Source organism: Pseudoduganella umbonata (genome assembly GCF_014192225.1).
GTDB classification, from domain to species: domain Bacteria; phylum Pseudomonadota; class Gammaproteobacteria; order Burkholderiales; family Burkholderiaceae_D; genus Rugamonas; species Rugamonas umbonata.
This window is the reverse complement of sequence record NZ_JACHXS010000030.1, coordinates 1-1,142: the sequence shown is the minus strand read 5'-3', so window position 1 is coordinate 1,142 and position 1,142 is coordinate 1. Positions and strand designations below refer to the sequence as shown.

At 54.0% G+C, this 1,142-nt stretch carries 1 protein-coding gene; it reads right to left on the bottom strand.

The features are described from left to right. Positions 1-282: 282 nt before the first annotated feature. Positions 283-1,142, bottom strand: an 860-nt coding sequence (locus FHS02_RS31140; protein WP_183444279.1) for an IS110 family RNA-guided transposase, incomplete at its 5' end; no start/stop codon positions are given.

Here is a 1,142-nt window from a genome sequence, read left to right as displayed (position 1 = left end):
TGACAGCGTACATGGACGCCCCCGATTTGCAAGCACATCAGTCGTTAAAGGCAAATAGGTAAGTCTGCAAGCGTACATTCGGACTTTGTATGGGTTTTAACCCTGTCCCTGATGGGTTTCGCTGGTCAACGCCCCATCGCCTTAACGTACTGAAGGTACTGCGCTGTCATCGGGCTATGTCGACCACGGTCTAACCTGTTTTGCCATCAACCTCTGAGTGTCCTCGCAACTGGTGGAATCTGCTTACTACTGTACAGCTGAACCATTTTCCAACCGATCAGATTACGTCCTGACGTAATCTGATCGGAACTTCTGTTCGTGTGCCATCAAGGCCCAGATGACCCGCGCGTTCTTGTTTGCCTGCGCTACAGTCGCGATGTTGTTGTGGCTGCGGTCCATCAGTTTGCTAAGCCAAACATGCTGCTCAGGCTTTCGCTCGGCGCTTTTTACGACCGCTCGTGCTCCGTGTACCAGCAGGGTACGTAGATAACTGTCGCCCCTCTTGCTGATGCCTTGCAGTCTGGTCTTGCCGCCGCTCGAGTGCTGTTTTGGTACCAATCCAAGCCATGCAGCTAGCTGCCGACCATTCTTGAAGTTGCGCGCATCGCCAATTGATGCCACCAGGGCACTGGCTGTGATTGGGCCGACCCCTGGAATCTGTTCCAAGTTCCGGGATACCTCACTGGCACGATGCCACTGATGAATTTGAATCTCCAGCTGATCAACCTGGCGTGTTAGTTCCTTCATGTGCTCCAACAGGCGGTGGATGAGTTCCCGAAATACGCCAGGTATGGTGTCTTTAGCTTCATCGAGCATGGTGGGCACCTTTAGAAACAAGTGTGAGATCCCTACCGGAACAATCAACCCGAATTCAGCCAGCAGTCCTCGAATCTGATTTGCTTGAGCTGTCCTGGCTTTAATCATCCCCTGCCGTACTCGATGTACGGCAAGAATGCTCTGCTGGTCGACCGTCTTGATGGGAACAAACCGCATCGTCGGCCGACGGACCGCTTCGCAGATGGCCTCAGCGTCAGCCGCATCATGCTTGTTCCCCTTGACGTAAGGCTTTACGAACTGTGGCGCCATTAGCTTTACCGTGTGGCCAACGTCGCGAAGCCGCCGCGCCCAATAGTGGGCACCAC